Annotated in this window: 14 protein-coding genes; 4 read left to right on the forward strand and 10 right to left on the reverse strand. The window is 48.0% G+C overall.

The features are described from left to right. The first annotated feature begins 235 nt into the window (after positions 1 to 235). Both MHM93_RS17485 and MHM93_RS17490 read left to right on the forward strand, forming a co-directional pair. On the forward strand, positions 236 to 1,921 hold the full coding sequence (locus MHM93_RS17485; protein ID WP_239450013.1) for a cyanophycinase: 1,686 nt from the start codon (positions 236 to 238) through the stop codon (positions 1,919 to 1,921). A gap of 218 nt (positions 1,922 to 2,139) precedes the next feature. Beyond that, complete coding sequence (locus MHM93_RS17490) at positions 2,140 to 4,110, forward strand: methyl-accepting chemotaxis protein (RefSeq protein WP_239450014.1); 1,971 nt, start codon at positions 2,140 to 2,142, stop codon at positions 4,108 to 4,110. On the opposite strand, the gene MHM93_RS17495 is transcribed toward MHM93_RS17490, so the two are convergent. The 5 genes from MHM93_RS17495 to MHM93_RS17515 all read right to left on the reverse strand — a co-directional run bounded on the left by MHM93_RS17495 (position 4,103) and on the right by MHM93_RS17515 (position 8,679). After that, positions 4,103 to 5,101 (reverse strand): hypothetical protein, encoded by a 999-nt coding sequence (locus MHM93_RS17495; RefSeq protein ID WP_239450015.1) that lies wholly within the window; start codon positions 5,099 to 5,101, stop codon positions 4,103 to 4,105. The genes MHM93_RS17490 and MHM93_RS17495 overlap by 8 nt on opposite strands. A gap of 59 nt (positions 5,102 to 5,160) precedes the next feature. Beyond that, the gene (locus MHM93_RS17500) at positions 5,161 to 5,679 is read right to left on the reverse strand and encodes an Ig-like domain-containing protein (protein WP_239450016.1); all 519 of its coding nucleotides are present in this window, start codon (positions 5,677 to 5,679) and stop codon (positions 5,161 to 5,163) included. A 15-nt stretch (positions 5,680 to 5,694) separates the two neighbouring features. Beyond that, positions 5,695 to 7,293, reverse strand: a complete 1,599-nt coding sequence (locus MHM93_RS17505; RefSeq protein ID WP_053909312.1) for a DUF4331 domain-containing protein — start codon at positions 7,291 to 7,293, stop codon at positions 5,695 to 5,697. Between the two features lie 160 nt (positions 7,294 to 7,453). Then, positions 7,454 to 8,164, reverse strand: a complete 711-nt coding sequence (locus MHM93_RS17510; protein ID WP_239450017.1) for an anti-sigma factor — start codon at positions 8,162 to 8,164, stop codon at positions 7,454 to 7,456. Further along, positions 8,161 to 8,679 (reverse strand): sigma-70 family RNA polymerase sigma factor, encoded by a 519-nt coding sequence (locus MHM93_RS17515; protein ID WP_022945212.1) that lies wholly within the window; start codon positions 8,677 to 8,679, stop codon positions 8,161 to 8,163. The genes MHM93_RS17510 and MHM93_RS17515 overlap by 4 nt, the downstream gene beginning before the upstream one ends. Positions 8,680 to 8,906: 227 nt before the next feature. On the opposite strand from MHM93_RS17515, the gene MHM93_RS17520 reads away from it, so the two are divergent. Then, positions 8,907 to 10,541: a diacylglycerol kinase family protein gene (locus MHM93_RS17520; RefSeq protein WP_022945211.1), complete on the forward strand. Its 1,635-nt coding sequence runs from the start codon at positions 8,907 to 8,909 to the stop codon at positions 10,539 to 10,541. Between the two features lie 54 nt (positions 10,542 to 10,595). On the opposite strand, the gene MHM93_RS17525 is transcribed toward MHM93_RS17520, so the two are convergent. From MHM93_RS17525 to hmgA, 3 genes are all read right to left on the reverse strand, one after another. Continuing rightward, positions 10,596 to 10,883: a DUF1496 domain-containing protein gene (locus MHM93_RS17525; protein WP_053909315.1), complete on the reverse strand. Its 288-nt coding sequence runs from the start codon at positions 10,881 to 10,883 to the stop codon at positions 10,596 to 10,598. 72 nt (positions 10,884 to 10,955) lie between these two features. Further along, on the reverse strand, positions 10,956 to 11,582 hold the full coding sequence (gene maiA / locus MHM93_RS17530; protein WP_239450018.1) for a maleylacetoacetate isomerase: 627 nt from the start codon (positions 11,580 to 11,582) through the stop codon (positions 10,956 to 10,958). Then, on the reverse strand, positions 11,582 to 12,883 hold the full coding sequence (gene hmgA / locus MHM93_RS17535; protein ID WP_239450019.1) for a homogentisate 1,2-dioxygenase: 1,302 nt from the start codon (positions 12,881 to 12,883) through the stop codon (positions 11,582 to 11,584). The genes maiA and hmgA overlap by 1 nt, the downstream gene beginning before the upstream one ends. A gap of 103 nt (positions 12,884 to 12,986) precedes the next feature. Between hmgA and MHM93_RS17540 the strand changes: the two genes are divergently transcribed. After that, positions 12,987 to 13,433 carry a MarR family transcriptional regulator gene (locus MHM93_RS17540; protein WP_239450020.1) on the forward strand — a complete coding sequence of 149 codons (447 nt, stop codon included), beginning with the start codon at positions 12,987 to 12,989 and terminating at the stop codon, positions 13,431 to 13,433. A 47-nt stretch (positions 13,434 to 13,480) separates the two neighbouring features. On the opposite strand, the gene MHM93_RS17545 is transcribed toward MHM93_RS17540, so the two are convergent. Both MHM93_RS17545 and MHM93_RS17550 read right to left on the reverse strand, forming a co-directional pair. Further along, a complete protein-coding gene (locus tag MHM93_RS17545; protein WP_239450021.1) occupies positions 13,481 to 16,612 on the reverse strand; it encodes a carboxypeptidase regulatory-like domain-containing protein in 3,132 nt (1,043 codons plus the stop codon). A gap of 532 nt (positions 16,613 to 17,144) precedes the next feature. Beyond that, the gene (locus MHM93_RS17550) at positions 17,145 to 20,357 is read right to left on the reverse strand and encodes a TonB-dependent receptor (protein ID WP_239450022.1); all 3,213 of its coding nucleotides are present in this window, start codon (positions 20,355 to 20,357) and stop codon (positions 17,145 to 17,147) included. Positions 20,358 to 20,363 lie beyond the last annotated feature (6 nt).

Raw genomic sequence — 20,363 nt, forward strand, 5'->3', positions numbered from 1 at the left:
TTGTAAAGACAACGGGTGGGCTACTCGTCAAACCACTCCGACAGGTAATGGGGCGAGTAGAAATATGCAGCAAGCACCGGGGCTTTTTTCAACATTTTCTCGCATTCCTCATAGGTTTTTGACAACGCAAACTAAACGGGTTAGCTTGTACTCGATTTTTGAGTCCTTTTCGTTATAACACCCAATTATTGCTAAAGCAACAATTGTTTTACATTTAAATCAACCTTGGAAACTTATGACCATGATTAAGGATTTAGGCGCTATTCGCGCATTTTCGACTCATAATCGTCTCTTTTACCCTGTCTTGTTTTTCATTTCTCTATTCGTGTTACCACTTGCACATGCCCAGACACATATATTGATTGGCGGCGCTTTGCACACTTGTTCATCGCTAGGTGCTAAGCATTGCCTTGGTAAAACGAATTTGCAGGGCAAGCGTAGTAACCTTTATCAGCTTGATGCACAAGCTATCGACAGGCTAGAAAAACACTGGCCAGAGCAATACCAACCGCAAAAGATGCGCACCATCAACGCGCTAAAAGCCATCACCAGTGAGCAAAAAATGAGTCGGCAAGCGCTACTCGACCAATGGCATGCGGTGGATGAGCAAGTGGCGTTAATCACCGATGAGCTCTATTACTTCATCCTCGATAACCTCGAAGTCTATCAAGGAGATAAACGCCAGCGTTTGGTAGAGCGTGTGGATAAAACTCGTACTCGTTCGCAGGCGGCCAACGATATTGTTGCCTTCATTGAAAAAGCCACGCTGGTGGCAGCGCAACAACAGAAGCAACCTGCAAAGATATTGGCTATTACCGCATCAAGCAGAGACCCTTATGAGTCTGCTGATTTTTATGAGCAACTACTGCAATTTGATGGGGTCGAAACGCAGTGGTTGGCATTGACGCCAGCGTTGGCGCAGGCCATTACCGAGAATCGCTGCGAGGCCTTACCTGCTCTGCGCGCGCAAGCGCTCAGTTTTGCGCGCTCACGAATCTACCCAGAGCGAATCGCCCAAGAGCATGCAATGTGCGAAGCCGGGGTTGCCAGCTTAGTGGAAAAAATCCAAAGTGCGACAGCGGTGATGTTTAATGGTGGCGATCAGAGCTTAACGCGCAAGATACTCTTTGCAGACGATGGCGCTCCCTATCCTTGGACAGCCGCACTAAAGGCGCGCCCTGTTATTGTTGGCACCAGTGCTGGGACGGCGGTACAAAGCGGCGGCAGTAATGAGCACGGCGCGGTGGCTATGATCACCAGCGGTGATTCGATAGGCGCTCTTAGTGCGGGCGCCAAACCCCATTCTGCTCCTTCAGCGCGAGTGCAGCAACGACGTGGCGTGACGTATGAACAAAAAGGGGGATTGGGAAGCTTTACCTACGGAGTATTAGATACCCACTTTAGTGAGCGTAATCGTAGTGTGCGTCTGCACACTTTAGTGCAACACATTGGTCAATATCATGGCTATGGTGTGGATGAGACCACGGCACTGGTCACGCTGTCATCAGCATCAGGCAGCGGCGCTGCAGTGCTCGGTGCTGCAGGTGTGGTAAAGATAACTCCCACGGCAGAAAATGCCTTTCGCTACAGCTTTTACCCTGCGGGTGTGCGCTTAAAACTAAACGATGGGCACTGGCAGCTGGCTGAGAATACCGAGCAAGTCAGTAGCCCTCAGCTTGCCAATCAAGCGTTACCGGATATTCGGTTCAACGACATTATGTACGATGCTAAGCTTCGCAGCCTGACTCAGGCAATGTGTATGACCAACACTAAAAAAGCCCTAGCGCAGCAATTTGCCGATGGCCAGTATTGGCACTTTACTCTAAATGCAGACGAGCAGACTCGCATGGTTAACACCGCTATAAGTAACAATGCCTGCGCCGTTGAGAACTTGCTTATAACCTTCTCTAAAGCCCAGTAATCTCGCACTATAAGCTATAATGGCACCGAGCTCGGGGTGCCATTACTCAAACATACCTTGTCATCAGCTTATCTTTGATACTTTTGGTAACAACAATAGCGGGTATGACTATAAATCATATCGCGGTAATACTGTGTAAGCGTTTTTTCCTAGTTGTAATTAGTCACAGTCCCTATTTTAACTATACTGAGGGAGTTGCAGCGTGAGGGAGAACGGTTATGCCTTTGAAATTTAGATTACTTATCGCCTTTTTATTGGTGGGACTGATCCCAGCTCTGGTTATCACTTTGATCAGTGGCTACATCAGCAGTGAGGCTCTGCGCGAGCAGGCCTACAACCAATTACGCTCCATCGAAACTATCAAAAAATTGCAAATTAAACAGTACTTCGAGCGCATTGAAGTGGATATCCTCAGTGCAGCCAACGATTGGTCAGCACGCATGAGTGAGTCGGACTGGGTTAGAAGTGCTCACCAAAACCAGAGCCGCTTCGCTGATTACATTGAGCGCCGAGGCTACTACGATTTATTTCTTATTGATGACACAGGGATGGTGAGCTACTCGGTCACTAAAGAGGCGGATTATCAAAGCAACCTCGTCAGTGGCCCTTACCGTGACTCGGGGCTTGCCCAACTGTATCGTCAAGTGATGGAAACTGGCGAATACACATTCAGCGATTTTCAGCCTTATGCACCCAGCGGCGGCGCCCCCGCTGCATTTGTCGGTGCGCCCGTTGTTGCTGGTGGTGAAGTTCAGGCGGTGCTTGCGTTGCAGTTATCCATTGACGCTATCAACGAGGTCATGAACACGCGTGAGGGAATGGGGCGCAGTGGTGAGAGCTATTTAGTTGGTCAAGATTATCGTATGCGTTCAGACTCGTTCTTAGATGCTCAGGGACGCTCAGTTAAAGCCAGCTTTGCCGGTACCATTGCTGATAATGGGATTAAAACCAAAGCGGTCACTGAAGCCTTAGCTGGTCGCAGTAACACCGAAGTGATCATCGATTATAACGGTAATCCAGTTTTGAGTTCTTATGAGCCCCTTGATATTGGCGACACGCGTTGGGCGATGGTGGTAGAAATCGATAAACAAGAGGTATTCAGTAGTGTTGATAAGCTGATATCCAGTATGACGGTATTGCTGGTCTTGGTTATTGCGGCAATATTACTGGCAACATGGTGGGTGGTAAGAATGATCATCACTCCCCTTGGCGGCGAGCCTGAGGAGATGCAAGACATCAGTGAGCGTATCTCCCATGGTGATTTGAGCTGCGAACTAAGCGCACGAGGCGAGGGCAAAAATGTATACAACTCCATGCGAGCGATGAATTCCAATCTGCGGCAGTTGGTCGGTCAGCTCAGCGATACCGTTGATACCTTGGGCTCTACAGTTGAGCAAACATCGGCCAGTACCGAGCAAGAGCTGGAGAATAATCGCACACAAATGGAAAATATCATTAGTATTTCCACAGCCATGCAAGAGATGTCGGCCACCATTGATGAAGTGGCAAAAAGTGCTCGTAACGTTGCTGATTTAACACATGGTTTAGAAGGCACATCGCAACAAACTAATGATTCTATTAATCAAACCTCAGGTGCCCTGCAACAGTTGTGTGAAGAAATTGGTCGTGGTGAGAATACCATTAATAGCTTGAGTGAACGTAGCCAAGAAATCGGGTCGGTGCTCGATGTGATTAACTCTATTGCTGAGCAAACAAATTTGTTGGCACTCAATGCCGCAATTGAAGCGGCGCGGGCTGGCGATCAAGGTCGTGGATTTGCCGTGGTAGCCGATGAAGTGAGGCAACTGGCACAGAAAACGCAGAGCTCTACGAAAGACATAGAGTCGATGATTGGCATGCTACAAAAGGATGCTAAGCACGCTCGCGAGTCGATGGCTCGAAGCAGCCAATATGCCAGTGATACAGCTGATAAATCTATCAAAAGCACACAAGCACTGCAGCAAACGCTAGAGCAGTTAAAAACAGTGGCAGGCCATGTTGAAGTGATCGCCACGGCCGCCAATGAGCAGAGCTACACCGCTCAAGATATCTCTAAAAGTATGACGCGCATTAATGATGCTGCCAACGATAATGTCGCTACCGCTGAGCAGGTTAAAGCAGCCAGCGAAGAACTTCAACGTCTAGCCTATGAGCTGCAAACAAGTAGCGGGCGCTTCAAGCTTAATTAATGGTGTGCGCACGCAGCTCGCTTTGAATTTGCTCATATAACATTGTGTCGACCTTCAATGCACTAATATGGGTTTGTTGCTTGGCCCAGTGCAGTGCAGTAATGGGATCATCGACGACATGGTAGAAATAATAGGCCAGTGCATCAGCATAGTTATTGGCATCATCCGCTAGTCGGTGAGCCATGCGTTGTTGCGCACGTGCGAGCCACTGTTTTGGAGCTGCATGTGCTAGGCGCACAATTAAGGCATCGGGAATGTCGTCGATGTTCAACTTAAGGCGAGAAAATTCATCAACAAACTGCTGTGCTTGACCCAGCGCCATGAGTGTATCGGCAAAAAGTAGCCAAGTGCTGGAGCTAAGTTTTGCGCCCATCATGGGGGAGAGTACTTGTTTTGCGGCCAGGTATTGGCCATCAAAATACAGCGCGGTGGCAAAGAGCTCTTGCGTAAAATAAGCCAGTTCAGAGTCGCCCTCGCGCAGCGGTGAGTGAGCAAGGCGAGTAATAATTGGCTGCAGTGGTTCACTTTGCATTTTTACATCAAGGGTGCACACCATGGCCAAATCAACACTGTGTTTAGCGGCCAGTGATAAACAGGTCGCAAGCGCCTTATCAAAAAAGCCAAGTACGGTTTCAATATTCGCTTTTAATAGTAGCGCATTCGCATCGCTAGGTCGTAATGCTAGGTAATGCTCAAGTGTACTTAAAGCCGGTTGAAAATGGTGGGCACGTTGCAACATGCTGGCGTGCCAAAAATGACTGATAGGTCGCTCATCGCTTGTGCGCTTAGCTAACTCTTTACTCAGTGCTTTATGGGTAAATGACTGCGGGGTCACAAACTTATTGCCAGCGATATGCTCCACTAACTCATCGAAACTAAGGTCGTTCAGGCGTGTTTCCTGACTCTTAGGTTCATGTATATGTTCCAAATGGGCAGAGCAGGGCACCGACACTGTCGCTGCGAATAAAAAGCTAAGGGTGGCGAGTTTCATAACAGCTCCTTAAAAAAGGCCTTCCATGGCCTAGGTTTAACAAGGCAGGTCCGTATTGCCTAATTGCTAGCGTCGACTAAGTCTTGATAGAACTCGGTGGTGTCGACATCGTTGCTAAATATGCGGCCATTTACACGGGCCGGCATGGCGTCACTGGCAGCGGTAAATGCCGCTCGGCTGTAGCTTGAGAAGCTGACCTGTAAAGCGTCGACAGTTATTTGCGCTGTCGCTGCAACGGCCATGTTCTTGCCATCGTCGACAGTAAAACTAAAGCTATCGCTGCCGGTGTACTCAAGCATTGGTTGATAGCTGAAACTGCCATCAGCGTTGACGGTGACAGTGCCATTGGTCGGCGCTATGTCTAAGGCGAACGTTAACGTATCACCATCAGCGTCGGACGCTTGCAATTGTCCGCTCAACTCGGTGTCAGCTTGCGTCGTAAAGCTTGCATCCGCGACACTGGGTGCGCTATTGCTTGGTATTGGTTGCTTTTTGTCTGTGCCATCGTTATCGCTGCCACAACCACTGAGAGTCAGTGCTAGGGTGGTAGCAACTGCTAATTGGATTAAGTTACGCATGATGATCACCTCTTATTACTGCGAACCCGGTAACGGGGTCGCTAAATAAGGAAATTGTGCATTGGTGTCCTGTGCACTAATGGGCGCGCCATCGGTGAACGGGACATTACCAACGCTTGCATCATCAGAGCTGCAAAGCCCTAAATCAGTATCGTTACCGGCAACGGGAATGGGGTAACATAAACGGCCCATCACCACGCGTAAGGCGATATCGACAACATCATCACCAGGGCGACGGCCATTGGGGAAACCCGCTAAATCATCGCCAACAACACCAAAGGTAGACTGCTGCTCTTGTGGTGTGGCTGTAATCGCAGTGTTTAGGCGTAACATCTCAGAAGGTGTCACGGTTGCTAACTGGTTAACGCCCTCAAACCCGGTTAGGAAGGCAGTAACCAAATCGATGCGCGGAAAGTTAGTTGGCGCTAAGGTTTCAATATTGGTGCCTAGTGTTTGGTTGACTGCATCTTTGAAAAGAATATTGAGTAGCTCTGGTAAGCTAGGGTGGGTCACATAGTCAGCAAATTGACCATCATCTTTTGGATGAGCACTGGAGAAGGTGTCTTTATCTTTTAGGCCAATGACCAGCTCATTAACCAGAGGGTTACCAAGACGTGAAACCTGCACTAATGCTCCGCCATTGACTGCAGGCTTGGCAAAATTTGCTCGCGGATTAAGAATACGTGCTTGTGGCATCCACGCTGTAGTCCATGTACCAATGGTGCCGTTGCCTTCACCGGTAACACACTCTTTAGGTAATTCGAGCGCTAAAGCGGTCACGTTTTTGGTTGCTAAGTCGTCATTAGCGGTGTCCTGAGTAATACCACCGGGGAACCCTTCACCGTCATTGGCACCCGGTGCGCTATCGCCTTCTACGGGCACGTAGTTGACCAAATCAAAGGTCTTGCCAAGGTTGACGACAAAGGGATCTTTGCGTTGACCAACAAACACTTTTGCCGGTGAGCCACAATTAGGTAGAGCCACTTCATAGACGAATTGGTCACTGTATTGCTGATAGGCAGCAGGGCTGGTAAACGTTTTATTACCGATGTAATCCAATGGCTTGGCAAAATTTTCTGTGCTGGTCATTGGGTTAGTCACGGGGGTGCCTGTACCTGAGGCCATTGGGCCTTGCACAACACTTAGGGTGTAGCTTTCAGAGAAGTTAGCTGCGCTTTGATCGCTGGCACTGATTGGCCCCACGTTTTTTAGCGGGACGGCGATACTTTTCGTATTGCCTTCAGGACCCACATTGAGTGCAATGCCATCGCCACCGGCGAGTGCCGAACTAAAATCGAAGACATAGGTTAAATCTTCGATGGCATCGCCATCATTGTCGATGTGAATGGCGTATTTGGCATCTGGGTGCATAGCGAAGTAATTGGGGCCACCATAGGGGTCTTGTAGCGGAATGTAGTTAGCAATAACGGTTACATAGCCACCCCGTTGCGCCTCGTAACTATTGAAGGCATAAAAGTCGGTGGAATCGACCGTAGGCATCCGCGCGATATTAGGTGCTTCTCGATGACTTGAGGCATGAGCGGGAAGGGCACTAAGAATACCGAGAGCACCGGCGACGATAGAAAGTGATAAGTGTTTAGCATGAGTCCGCATGGGATTCTCCTTTTTGCTGAGTTCATGGCCGTAACGGGGCAAAAAGGACTTTGGATGCAAAAAAAATTAAAAAAGCTAAAAATTTTTTAAAAACTCTGTATTTTCAATTGATTAGGCGCATAAAAAAGGGCCCGTACGGGCCCTAACAAAATGGTTTGCTTTAAATGTCGACTAACTCAGCCGTATATAGCACTTCGGTGGGCGTGCCAGTGGGAGAGCCACCGAGTGGCTCCAAGCTGACAGCGAGCAGGTTGATATTGCCATCGGCGAAATCTTTGGGGATAGGGAGCGATGCCTGCCCTGATTTGGGTAACAAACCTAAGGAAATTGGCGCTTCTTGAGTTTTTACTATCATCCATAGCTCGTAGTCTTTATCTTGTCTTGCTTTTAGCTGTTCATTGGCTTTAACCAGCAGGGCGTTGTCAGTAGCATCAATAAGCCAAAGTGGTTGTTGCTGCTGATCTTTTACAAGCGCAAACTGATCACTGACAAAGCGCTGGTCCACCGGCTCTGAAGGCAACATCAGCAGTATTGTGAGCAATACACAGGCTGCAAGGCTGGCGGCGCTGATTGTTGGCCAGAACCAAGTCGTTGATGTTTTAGTCACTGATTTGCCTTGGCTGATTGCGGTGACATTCTGTGTGTTGTTGATACGAGCTTGAATCTTTTGCCATACCTGTGGATTGGGCGCATCATGGGGCAACTGTGTACCGAGTGTGTTGAGGTGCTGCTCCCACTGATTTGTTGCATGGCGCGCATACTCTGAGGTCATCAATAAACGCGCAAAGCGTTTACGTGCGGGGCCCTTCAGCGTTCCGAGCACGTACTCGGCGGCTAAATGGTCAATGAGGTTGTGGTTGTCATAGTTCATATTCCTAAGCACCTCTTTAATTGCGATAACCCTCGACGGATCCAGCTTTTAACTGTGCCAAGTGGGTCGCCCAAATGGGAAACGACTTCGCCATGGCTAAAGCCGCGAAAGTAAGCTAAATGAATCGCATGACGTTGCTCTGGAGCAAGCGCCTCGATACAGTGCGCCAACTGTGAGTTTTCTTCAGCCATGATGGGTTGCTCACTGCCATGAGTTTCTTCATACTCTTCCTCTTGGCGGACCTTTTGATAACGCAGCATGTCTAAGCAGCGGTATCGCGCAATGCTCACCATCCAACTGAGCACTTCTCCCTTATCTGTTTGATAATCGCTGGCATTGTGCCAGATACGCACATAGGCCTCTTGCAGCGCTTCATCAGCTAAGGCTGGGCTATTCAACATTTTACGACAAATCGCGTTGATGAGACCGCTGGTGTCTTTGTAGAGGTGTTCAAAAGCGCGTTGATCACCTTGCGCCACCGCTGTCAACCAAGCTAAATGATGTTCTTTTTGCACGACGTTATCCCCTTAACGATTAATAAGTCTAATTGGATGCATAGACTCTAGCCAGACTAGCATATAACACTATTTTAACAATTAATTAGGCTGATAATTAGCAACGACATCAATAACTTCGTTGTATTAAAGCGGTACACATGGATATTTAAAGAGAGGCTTTTAGCGCTTGCGCTTACTGATGATCGTGATATGGTTTTACTATAACACTATACAAGGAGTGGTTGATGTACGCTGCTGTTGCTTACTTATTGATGGCCGTGGCGCTTTGTGCCATTGCCGTAGTTATTAAAATTCCTTATTTCGCAATTTTTTTCTATTGGAGCGCACTGTCGTTACTACTGGTTTCCTTGGCTTATATCGCCAATTTAGGGCGCATTTTTAGAAAGCGTCAAGATGGCAGTATTCCTTGGTATATTCGTTGGGCATTTATTCCTTTCTTATTGGGTGCGCAACTATATAACTCTTGGCAACGGCGCACAGATAAAGTGCCGCCTATTCAAGAAGTTGAGCCAGGCTTGTTTCTCGCCTGCCGACTGTTTCCTTCCGACGTGGAAACCCTTAAGCATGAAAATGTCACTGCCATACTAGACGCTACCTGCGAGTTTGATGGCTTGGACTGGTCGCTCATCGGTGAAAACATCAGCTATTTAAATATCCCTGTGTTGGATCATGCGGCGCCAAACCGTGCGCAACTGCGCCAAGCCATCAACTGGATTCACCACCACCGCAAACGCAACCGCAATGTGGTTGTACATTGTGCCCTTGGACGCGGGCGCTCGGTGTTAGTGATGGCTGCTTACTTACTGGCTAAGGAGCCTGAGGCGGACCTAGACGAAGTATTGTCGCGAATTCAGGAGACCCGTGAGACGGCCAATCTCAATCGCTTCCAGCGCAAGGCCCTGAAGAAAATGCACAGCAGTGGTGAACTCGAAGTACGCAATAAAGTGTGCTTAATTGCTAATCCAGTCTCTGGACGTAAGTTATGGGGTGAAAAAAAGCACGAGATCATGTCACGCCTCAATGGCTATTTTGATATGTCGGTGAAAACCACCACAGAGGAGGTTAATGCGGCGATGCTAGCCGAGCAAGCGTTGGCCGATCATCCTGATATGATCATCGCTTGCGGGGGCGATGGCACGGTCACCGAAGTTGCCTCTGTGATCTGTAATAGCGATATCGTCCTAGGAATTATTCCCATGGGCACGGCCAACGCCTTAGCGCATGTGATTATGGGGATTGAGTCTAAAGCCTTTGGGGTTGATAAGGCCCTTGATGTGTTGATCAGTGGAGATGTTCAGGCCATAGACACAGCGCGCTGTAATGATGAGTTAACGTTGTTACTCATCGGCCTAGGGTTTGAGCAAAAAATGATTGAAAGCGCTCATCGCGACGCCAAAAATAGCAGCGGCCAGTTCGCCTATTTGCAAGGCTTCTGGCAAGCGCTTGGCGAGCATAAGGCAAAAGATTACGAGTTAACATTGGATGATATGGCCCCTCAGTCCGTGCATACAAACAGTATGATTATTGCCAACGCAGCGCCTATTTTCACTTTGTTAGCGCAAGGGCGAGGGCAACCTGAGCATGACGATGGTTTATTAGATGTCAATTGGCTCGAACCGGCCAAAGACTCCAGCGTTAACGTACTTAGTATTGCTGAGCTTGCGTTTAACAGTGTGACTCAAACTCAACTTGATGTGAATGCGCACCATACCAATGCCCGTAAAGTGCGTGTTACAGCCAATGAACCGATTGATTACGTAATTGATGGTGAAACTCGTCAGGCAGATGAGTTAGTCATTGAAATTCAACCCTCATCATTGCGTGTAATGGCTCCGCAGCGCAACGAAGAGTCATCTTAAAAGCACAAAGTGATTGGGCCCAGGTCATTGGGCTCAATCACCTTATAGCGTTAGTTAGTGCACCCGGATTTTGCCTTGTTGCTCGGGATAAACGGGGTGGCCCTGTTTGTCTACAGCTCGCCAGATAAGCGCGCCGTTATCTTGGTTTGGGTGTTTACGGGCACAGATTTTCGGGGCCCCAAACATGTCAATTACCGCTCCTTCACTGTAACGACGCTCTTCATACCAACACACCGATGTGTGCTGCGCATCGACCCAAACACGCGTTTTGGTTTTCTTGGTATCAGCCACCCCTTGCGGGGCGAACATCAGTGTTATCAATACCACAAGCGCTGTGCGCATATCGGTTTCTCCGAGGTGTAATCGTTATGTCAAAGCAACAGACACAATTATGATACCTGTTGCTTTGCGTGTTTAGGTGGCATCCACCTGTTGCTGCGGCGCCGCATCAGCAAAGGCTTTGAGCGTATTACAGTGCTCATAGACAGCCATGATTTTGGGGTAACGGTCCATATCGACCTTAAACCGCAGCGCGTTAAACACTTGAGGTACCAGGCAAATGTCGGCAAGCGTTGGCGCGCTGCCAAAACAAAATGGACCCTCGCCGATCTGATTTTCAAGGCTGTCAAAGCCGGTCACTATCCAGTCTTGATACCATTTGGTTTTCTGCTCATCACTGACATTGAGCTCTGCTGTTAAATACTTTAGCACACGCAGGTTGTTGATAGGGTGAATATCGACGGCAATGGCATACGCCAGAGCGCGAATTTGTGCTTTTTCCCATGCATCACCTCTAACCAGCGGCGCCTGCGGGGCTATTTCGTCTAACCACTCTAAAATAGCCAGTGATTGACTAAGTACACCTTGCTCAGTTTCAATGGCCGGCAGCAAGCCTTGTGGATTTTTACTGAGATAAGGCTCGCCACGCTGCTCGGATTTGAGCAAATTGACTGGTACAATGTCATGCTCCAGCTCCTTTAAATTTAGTGCAATGCGCACGCGGTAAGCCGCTGATGAGCGAAAATAGCTGTATAGCTTCATTATTTCTCTCCGTTAAAGTGTTTTTTTATCCCTTTCCAGCAATCAAGATAGTTGCTTTGGCGCTCTTTGCCAGTTAACGCGTACTCTGTGGGAGCAATGATATAGCGGGATTCAAACATAAAGGCTAAGGTGTTTTCATAGCGTACCGGCTCAAGCTCGCCCTGGCTTGCCTTGTCGAACACTTCAGCCTCTGGGCCGTGTGGTGACATGCAATTGTGTAGGCTCGAGCCACCTGGCACAAAGCCCGCTTCTTTCGCGTCATAGGTGCCTTTAATCAGACCCATAAATTCACTCATGACATTGCGGTGGTAATAAGGCGGTCTGAAGGTGTGCTCGGCGACCATCCATCGCTCAGGGAAAATAACGAAGTCAACATTGGCCACCCCAGGGGTGCCCGAAGGAGAGGTCAATACTGTGAAAATGGATGGATCTGGGTGATCGAAACTGACCGTGTTCATGACATTAAAACGTGACAGGTCATATTTGTATGGCGCGCTGTTACCGGTCCAAGCCACCACATCCAGTGGTGAATGGGTGATATCTGCTCGATACAGTTGACCGCTAAATTTGGCCACCAATTCAAAGTCACCTTCTTTGTCTTCAAATGCAGCGACAGGGTATTGGAAGTCGCGGTCATTGGCATAGCCATTGGCACCCACTGGGCCGCGCTCGGGAAGAATATAGGGGTGGCCGTAGTTTTCGCAGATATAACCGCGCACGGGGCCATCGATTAATTCGACAAGGAACTTCATGCCGCGAGGGATCACCGCGATTTCTCCAGGGACAACTTCGATGATGCCGCATTCTGTGCGCAGCCGCAGGCCGCCTTGTTGCGGCACAAACAACATCTCGCCATCGGCGTTATAAAAGTAACGCTCATGCATCGAGGTATTGGCCACATAGACGTGAATACCAATCCCGGCTTGACCATTGACGCTACCGTTAGCTGCCATGGTCACCAAACCATCAATAAAGTCGGTATGCTTAACGGGAATATCGATTGGATCCCAACGCAGCATAGTCGGTGGAGTCGGCACTTCGGTGATGGGGGCACTGCGCAGTAGGCCATTGTCCAAGGGTTGATAATCTCCTTGAACCACCGATGGGCGAATACGATATAGCCAAGAGCGACGATTGTCGGCGCGCGGCGCGGTAAACGCGGTTGTCGAGAATTGTTCAGCGTAAAGGCCATAGTTGACCTTCTGTGGGCTGAATTGACCAATTGGCAAGGCATCGGCAAGGGCTTCGGTGTCAAATTCATTGCCAAAGCCGGTCATGTATTGCAGTGTATGTTTGCTCATTAGTAGGCTCCTGTTGTATTGTTAGCCAACATACTCTCATGTGAGAGTAATTTCAAACATCACGCACAGGGCGGGTGTAACATAAATTTTACGTGTAAAGTCGATGTCATTTGATTTAAATAACTTCATCCCCTATCTACTCACCTTGTCTGGGGCCAAAGTCAGCGCTGCTTTTGCCTCTGTTTATCAAGATTCATTATCAACTCCCCAATGGCGCATTATGTGTCATTTGAGACAACAAAAATCAGGCCTAACGTCACGCCAACTATGTGACTATGCGCTATTAGACAAATCAACGGCCTCGCGGGCAATTAATGGTTTGCAAGAACAATTGTGGGTTGAGGTGCAGCCTTGTGCGGAGGATAGGCGCGCCAAACAAGTGCGTTTAACGCATTTGGGCGAGTCATTGATGGATGAGTTAGAGACGAGGGCTTTGCAGTGGCAAGAGAGCTTAATAACCGAGCTAAGCGCACAGGAACAGGCCTTGCTGAAAGGTTGTTTGCAGAAATTAAACCGCGCTGCAGAGGCGAGCGCCAGTCGTCAGGCATAAAAAAGGCCCACCTTAGGTGAGCCTCCTATTATCGTGTTTACTAGCAATTAGAACGTATAGCGAACACCGATGCGCATTTCCCACAGTGACGCGTCGCGTTGTACAGACGTGTCTTGGTTGCCATCGTTAAAGCCGGTATAAACATAACGGCCGTTGCTGTCGATATTCATATCAACCATACGGTTGCCTACGAATGAGCCTTTTTTATAAGTGCCCCAATCGTCGTTCAACAGGTTAGTTAGGTTGTCGATGACAAAGAACACTTCACCGTTGTGACCTTCTGCGAAGCCAGGCAGTTGTTGCGTAACTTTCAGATCAAACTTCACATACCACTCGGCATTTTCGGAGTTACGATCGGTCACTGAGCCACGCTTCAAGCCTTCCTCTTCGATGAATGCATTGAATGCAGCGAGGTCTTCGGCACTCATGTCATAAACAACGTTTGGATCGTTTTCCAACGGTACATACAGTAATTGGCGTGAACCATAGCCGTAGTTGTTGAAATCGCCGAACTGGCTGTCTGCGGTATCAAACACGTAGCTGTAAGGTAAGCCTTCGCTTGCTTGACCGAGTAGGTTGAAGCGAGTTTCGTAACCATCGAAGAACTCTTGGGTGTAGCCAAGGCGCAACGTAAAGCGGTGCGGTACTTCGTAATCCGAAGTGGCCGGTCCTGGCATACCCGGATTGGTGGTTGCGAAGTTACTGTAGTTCGATGCCGCCACTGAGCTATTCATTGGGTTTACATCTTCTGAATCAGTAAATGCATAGGCCACAGTGAAGTCGATGCCGTTATCGTAGGACTTGCTTAGCGCTGCCGAGATAATGGTTGATTCGCCATCATCGCCGTCTACATTGGTGAGCATGTACTCTTGGTTACGACCTTCAATGCTTTCGAAGATAGGACGACCATCAAAGGCTGTTTCGCCGCTATCACGTAAAGCGATGTCTTGTAAGTACGCTGAATCTTGTTTTTGCGTGTGCAATACATCTAAGTTAACAACATAGTCATTTTCGAAGGTGTACGTAGCACCGACTGAGTACTTCCACTCTGACGGGATTTCAAAATCAGGGTCGATAGAGTGAGTTGCTGAGTCACCTGCGCCTGGTGTGGTTGCTGCGATTTCATCAAACAGTGATTGTGGTACGCCGTAACCTGGAGTGTCACCATTGGTCATTGCAGTATTGAACAGATCTACACCAGATGCGCTCAATTGAATTTGTGTTACACCGTCGTTCTGGTAAGCACTTGACGCCCATACATTCGGGTTACCACCTGAGTAGAGACCGAAACCAGCGCGAATCTCAAGGGCATCGTCTACGAACCAGTTAAAGCCAACACGCGGTTGCAACAAATCAACGCCATCTAGGTTTTGCTGGTTAGAGAAGCCATAGCGATTTTCAAACTGCGCATTGAAGTTTGGATAGTCGTCGCTTTGGTATTTGTCATAGCGTAAACCAAACAACAGGGTCGCATCGATATCAGTGAAACTATATTCGTCTTGAACGTATAGAGTATGCACTTGGTATGAGAATTCCGCCGCTAAGTCGTTCGGGTTGTTGCTGCCCGCTGCGTTATAATAATAAACGCGATCAGCGATACCTTGCTCATAATCTTCGATTGAGTCGAAGCGGAACTCACCTTCGGTGTGCTGTACGAAAAGGTTGAACACGTTCAAATCTTCATACTCATAACCGGCAGTAATGGTGTGTTGGTCAAGGTAATATGTACCTGAGATTTTCGCAGTCAGGTTGTCCCAGTTAAGGTCGTTTGACTGACGTGAATCATCCGGGCCGATGTATACGGTGTCGTCATTCGGTCCATAAGTAATTTGGAATTCACCGAAACCGCTGGCTGCATCAAGTGACTCTTGGCGAGCATCTAGATCTGACTTGCCGATACGTACTTCAGTGGAGAAGTTGGCTGACCAGTCTGAGTAAAGTGAACCGACGATAGAGTAGAACTCTGCGCCACGCTCGTAGAAATGACTAGAAAATGCCAATTCGTCGTTGTCAGCATCAGACTGTGAAAGATCAAAACCATCGTTGTAGTTATACACTACACTGGCGCGGTGATCTTCGTTAATGTTCCAGTCCAGTTTTACCAACAGCTTTTCATCTTCGATAGGCATGCTGCCTGGCGTTCCGCCGATATCGTAGTTATAAACATCGCTGGTGATTTGGCGAATGCGGTCGATATCTGATTGGCTGATATTACCATTGTCGACAGGGCCGTAGTCGAACTGTTTTACCCCTTCCAACTTCTCGTAAGAGGTGAACAAGAATAGCTTATCTTCAATCAGTGGCATGCCCACATTAAAGCCATAGCGTTTTTCGGTGTAGTTGCCGTTATCGATGTCGCCATCGATTTCGTCGATGCTATCGCCTTTCATCGAGTCATTGGTGTAATCAAAGAATACGCCACCGTGCAACTCATTAGTACCAGATTTAGTAACGGCGTTGATGTTACAAGAGGTAAAGCTGCCGTACTGAACGTCAAACGGGGCCATTTCAACGGCGACTTGCTCTAGCGCATCAAACGAGAACGGCTGGCGCACTGTTGGGTAACCATTTGAATTCAAACCAAAGTTGTCGTTCATACGAACGCCATCAAGGGTTAGGCTGTTAAAGCGTGGGTTAGCGCCACCACAGTGAATCGCATCGCGGCTATCGTCCACATAAATACGTGGGTCGGCACGGACAATATCTTTAATATCACGGTTAATGGCTGGTGCTGATTCTAAATCTGCTTGAGTAAAGGTCGCGGCCGGGCCGGTGCCACCTGAAAATGAACTAATAGGACGGCCGGTGACTACGATTTGCTCGATATCGCCTTTCGCTTGAAGTTGCACTGTTACTGGGTATTCTTTACCCAGTGATAGATAAACATTTTCAACGACTTGGTCTTCAAATTTATCTGAGTCGATCAGTACATTGTATGGGCCGCCAACGCGCAAGCCTTTGGCGCTAAAGTAGCCAGCATCATTGACTACAGCGGTCTTTGCAGAGCCTGTCGGCAAGTGAATAATGGTCACTTCAGTGCCTGCAGCCGGGTTGCCGTTTGGTCCAGTGATTTGACCTTTGACTGAGGATGCGGTTTCGTTAGCAAAAGCACCTGAAGACATGCCCACAGTAGCGGCAATGGCCATCGACAGTGCCGATTTCCTAAGTTGCATTTTCATGTTGTTTTCCCGTGTTTAAGTGTCATTAGTTAGACGGTCATTAATTATCGTAAGATATTAAAAACTATTATTGTTACCGTGGTATTGCGAAAAGCTAAAATTACACATTTTATTGCAAAAATAAGCTCTTAACTTGCTCAACGGCGTGACTCTTATTGTTACTTGCTTTAAATATATTAACAGCTAAGCCTAGTTCATCGACTCATAGATGCCAGTATATCGACACACTCTGATGCGCTTAGCTTAGTGGCTGTTGAAAGTGGGTGAATTGTACCCATCATAGCCAGCTTAGTCACTCTTTTTCAGCAAATTAAAGGCCATTTGTCCGCTTTAGATTGAACTTTGTTTATAAACTGTAAGTTGGAGTATTAACCAGCAGCGGGATGTATATATCGTCGGGTGAGGCGGTTGCATAAAAGCACACCAGAGTGTCAGGGGTATAATGATCACGAATAACCCTAGGGAAGAGGGAAGTCTAGGTATAAAAAAGCCCACCGAGGAGGTGGGCTTGAGGTTGCGATTTTCTAACTAATTAGAAAGTGTAGCGTACACCAATCTTAGCTTGCCAACCCGACGAACTCTTTGAAATAGAGTTGTAGTTACGAGTGTCGAAGCCATTGTGGCGACGGTCAATGATGATGCGACCTTCGTCATCTAAGCCACCAAAGTCATAGACTGCTTGGTCTGAATAGCTTAGGCGCTTTTCTACGCCCCAATCATCATTAAGTAAGTTCGCGAAGTTCTCAACCATCACGTAAAGCTGGCCTTTGTGGCCTTCGGCAAACCCAGGGATCTCTTGCTTGAAGCTTACATCCATGGTGGTTACCCAAGGTTGTGTGCCGGTGTTACGGCCGATGATCTCACCACGCTCAGAAATGCCAGCCTGGTTTAGCAAGGTTTCTAGCTCATTCCACGTCACCTGTGACTCATCCCAGTTGACCGCTGCGTCATCAGCGCCAGATGGAATATAGGCTAGGTAGGCTGAGTGGCTTTGGAACTCACTGCCGATATCGCCGAAGTCGTAATCATTGTAGAAGCCCATTGAATGGCTGTAAGGACGACCCGAACGACGCTCGAAGAACATGTTGAACTGTGATTCATAGCCTTCAAAGAACTCGGTCTTGTAGCGAAGGTTAATTTTAAAGCTGTGTTCTACTTCATAGTGACCACGGCCCACAGTATCAATATTGCGGCTCTCGACTAGCGCATGCTTATAGTTACTGATGGCGCGTGATGATGAACCAGGCGCTACTTCAGTAATATCTTGGTGCGCGTAGCTCACAGACGCATAAAGACCGTTGTCCCACTCTTTGGCAAGTGCCGTAGCTAGGATCACTGAGCGACCGTTTTCATCAGCATTGGTCATCATGATATCGTAATTTTCTTCACGCTCACCATCATAACGGCTCTCGTAAATCACCCGACCGTCAGCTGATTCACCCACTGGAACCAAAGCGGTATTGTGCCATACTGCTTCGTTTTCTTTTTTGTGATAAACCGCTTCACCGGTCCAGCTAAAGCCATCACCTAGTAGCTCTGAATCAAACTCATATTCAAAGCCAAGTTGAGCACGAATTGAAGACGGTAATTCAAAGTTAGGGTCGGTGTAGTTAGTGCTTCCTGCGCCTTGAGTCATAGAAGCTTGGATTGCTTCAGGTACTCGAGTTATATCAGCTTCAACACCGTCTTGTGAATAGTAATCCGCAATCGCTTGCGACGTGGCTGCTACATAAGTTAGACCATCATTTTGGTATGGATTGTTATACCAAACGTTTGGAATACCGCCTTGGAAGCGACCTACGCCACCATTGATGGTGAGGTTCTCGGACGCGTAGTATTTAAAGCCAACGCGCGGCAGAATAATATCTAAGCCATCAAGATTCTCTTGGTTTGAGTACCCATAAGTGGCTAGGAAGTTTTCGTTTAGCGTGGGTTTATCATCTGATGATAAGCGCTCATAACGAAGACCGACGGTAAGTTCCAACTCATCAGTAGGGTAGAATTTGTCTTCAACATACACAGCAAACTGATTACGGCGTGCGTCATAAGCCGTGTCATCGGCGTTATTAGTGTAGGCATTGCTATAATCGAAATCGTAGTTACCGTTGTAGTTACCCACTTCGCGGTTTTGGAAACCTTCTAGGCTATCAAATTCCCACACACCTAATGAACCTGCTGCAAATAGGTTGTATAGGCGCAGTGACTCGTACTGAGCACCAAAATTGATTTCGTGGTCACCCCAGAAGTAAGTACCATCGAAGGTCAGGGTGAGGTTTTCCGTTTCCGATTGGTTTTTATGACGATATTCATCGGTGCCGAACTGATAGGCTGGGCCGCGATAGTATTCTTCTACCTTAACGCTACCAATGCTTGAGTTGGTGAGGCTGTCGCTACTGACATCTTTATAGGCAATACCGATTTCGGTCGAAAAATTACCTGACCAATCTGAGTATAGCTTAGCAGCAAAGTTGTTAAACTTGGTTTCGTAGGTATAACGGCTCGAAGCCAACATTACTGTGTCGCCACCGGTACCGTAGTTTCGCTCGTCGGCGTCATCTTGCCATTGGTAGGTGAAATCAGCGCGGTGATCTTCAGCCACGTTCCAGCTTAGTTTTACCAGTAAGCTGTCGTTGGTATCTTCCGGGTCACCACCAAGCTCATCGCTCAGACCGTAGGTGCTGTCTAGTACAGAAAGGAACTCATTAAAGTTTTGCTCTGAGGTATCGTACTCGTGCGTTGCACCTGAGCCTTCAAAACCATAGTCCATTTCCAGTTCACTGGCCCAGCTGTTGTAGTTAACAAAGAAGAATAATTCGTCTTCGATGATGGCGCCACCGGTGCTGATCCCGAAACGCTTTTCAGATTGAATAGGGTCTGTCTTGGTTGTTTCGAAGGTGCGGCGACCATCCTCGTCGAGTACCGGTCTTCCATCTGCGTATACCTGAGAAATACTCTCTACTTCTCCAGCAAGACTTGGGTTAGTGAATTCATAGAAACCGGTGAATTCAAACTCATTGCTTCCCGATTTAGTCACCGCATTGATAACACCGCCGCCAAAGTTACCTTTTTTCGCTGAAAACGGTGAGGTATCTACTGACACTTGTTCAATAGCGTCAAGTGCAACAGGTGGCTGCTCAGTAGGGTAACCGCCATAGTTTAAGCCGAAATCGTCATTTTGGCCGATGCCGTCAACGGTTAAGCTGTTACTTCTTGGGTTGCTACCGGCAATGGTTAGCTCGCCGCTACCATTAATGCTTGCTAACGGATTCAAACGAGCAATGTCTTTGATATCGTTATTAAAGCTCGGAGTGTTAGCAATTGTGTCTTGGCCAAATACGCTGCTTGAACCGCCTGCTTTTTGCAAAATACGGTAGCCTGATACTTCGATACGCTCTACGTTGATAGGCTCAAGCTGAGAAGTGACGCGGCGAGTTTCACCTAGTTCAAGATAGATGTTCTCCAGCTCTGCATCACTGTATTTATCTGAGTCAATGAGGATGCGGTATGGACCACCTACACGCAAACCCTTGGCGATGAACGCGCCAGAATCATTAGTCGTAAAGGTGCTCACGGTGCCGGTAGGCTCGTGAATCACTGAGATTTGCACGTTAGATGCAGCATCGCCTTTAGGCGTGGTGATCTTACCGCGCATTGATGATGAAGTATCGGCTGCGAAAGCGTTTGCTGACACGCCTAAAGCGAGTACGAGCGCGCCGGCCACTTTCGTTAAGCGAACGTTTTTCATTATGTT

The sequence above is a fragment of the Pseudoalteromonas sp. MM17-2 genome (assembly GCF_022347945.1).
Lineage (GTDB): Bacteria > Pseudomonadota > Gammaproteobacteria > Enterobacterales > Alteromonadaceae > Pseudoalteromonas > Pseudoalteromonas ruthenica.

Coding starts and splice junctions, on each gene's coding strand:
- MHM93_RS17485 (WP_239450013.1), top strand. CDS start 236: ATGACCATGATTAAGGATTTAGGCGCTATTCGCGCATTTTCGACTCAT.
- MHM93_RS17490 (WP_239450014.1), top strand. CDS start 2,140: ATGCCTTTGAAATTTAGATTACTTATCGCCTTTTTATTGGTGGGACTG.
- MHM93_RS17495 (WP_239450015.1), bottom strand. CDS start 5,101: ATGAAACTCGCCACCCTTAGCTTTTTATTCGCAGCGACAGTGTCGGTG.
- MHM93_RS17500 (WP_239450016.1), bottom strand. CDS start 5,679: ATGCGTAACTTAATCCAATTAGCAGTTGCTACCACCCTAGCACTGACT.
- MHM93_RS17505 (WP_053909312.1), bottom strand. CDS start 7,293: ATGCGGACTCATGCTAAACACTTATCACTTTCTATCGTCGCCGGTGCT.
- MHM93_RS17510 (WP_239450017.1), bottom strand. CDS start 8,164: ATGAACTATGACAACCACAACCTCATTGACCATTTAGCCGCCGAGTAC.
- MHM93_RS17520 (WP_022945211.1), top strand. CDS start 8,907: ATGTACGCTGCTGTTGCTTACTTATTGATGGCCGTGGCGCTTTGTGCC.
- MHM93_RS17525 (WP_053909315.1), bottom strand. CDS start 10,883: ATGCGCACAGCGCTTGTGGTATTGATAACACTGATGTTCGCCCCGCAA.
- maiA (WP_239450018.1), bottom strand. CDS start 11,582: ATGAAGCTATACAGCTATTTTCGCTCATCAGCGGCTTACCGCGTGCGC.
- hmgA (WP_239450019.1), bottom strand. CDS start 12,883: ATGAGCAAACATACACTGCAATACATGACCGGCTTTGGCAATGAATTT.
- MHM93_RS17540 (WP_239450020.1), top strand. CDS start 12,987: ATGTCATTTGATTTAAATAACTTCATCCCCTATCTACTCACCTTGTCT.
- MHM93_RS17545 (WP_239450021.1), bottom strand. CDS start 16,612: ATGAAAATGCAACTTAGGAAATCGGCACTGTCGATGGCCATTGCCGCT.
- MHM93_RS17550 (WP_239450022.1), bottom strand. CDS start 20,357: ATGAAAAACGTTCGCTTAACGAAAGTGGCCGGCGCGCTCGTACTCGCT.